General features: G+C 52.7%; 1 rRNA gene. It reads left to right on the plus strand.

Annotation, left to right across the window (positions count from 1 at the left end):
• Positions 1–752, plus strand: a 23S ribosomal RNA gene (locus DUW71_RS17485); the annotation flags it as partial.
• Positions 753–809 lie beyond the last annotated feature (57 nt).

Below are 809 nucleotides of genomic sequence, written 5' to 3' on the forward strand. Positions count from 1 at the left end.
CATGGAGCCATCCTTGAAATACCACCCTGGTACATTTGAGGTTCTAACTCAGTTCCCTAATCGGGATCGAGGACATTGTGTGGTGGGTAGTTTGACTGGGGCGGTCTCCTCCCAAAGCGTAACGGAGGAGCACGAAGGTTGGCTAATCCTGGTCGGAAATCAGGAGGTTAGTGTAATGGCACAAGCCAGCTTGACTGCGAGACAGACACGTCGAGCAGGTACGAAAGTAGGTCATAGTGATCCGGTGGTTCTGTATGGAAGGGCCATCGCTCAACGGATAAAAGGTACTCCGGGGATAACAGGCTGATACCGCCCAAGAGTTCACATCGACGGCGGTGTTTGGCACCTCGATGTCGGCTCATCACATCCTGGGGCTGAAGCCGGTCCCAAGGGTATGGCTGTTCGCCATTTAAAGTGGTACGCGAGCTGGGTTTAGAACGTCGTGAGACAGTTCGGTCCCTATCTGCCGTGGACGTTGGAAATTTGAGAAGAGCTGCTCCTAGTACGAGAGGACCGGAGTGGACGAACCCCTGGTGTTCGGGTTGTGTCGCCAGACGCATTGCCCGGTAGCTACGTTCGGACAGGATAACCGCTGAAAGCATCTAAGCGGGAAGCCCCCTTCAAGATAAGATTTCCCTGGAACTTCGAGTTCCCTGTAGGGCCCTTAAAGACGATGAGGTTGATAGGTTGGATGTGTAAGCGTTGTGAGGCGTTGAGCTAACCAATACTAATTGCCCGTGCGGCTTGACCATATAACGCCTGAAGCGTTTTGTATCAGTAGCAATGACACTACTGCTTGGAACAACGAA

The organism is Salinibius halmophilus, assembly GCF_003577475.1.
Lineage (GTDB): Bacteria > Pseudomonadota > Gammaproteobacteria > Pseudomonadales > Natronospirillaceae > Salinibius > Salinibius halmophilus.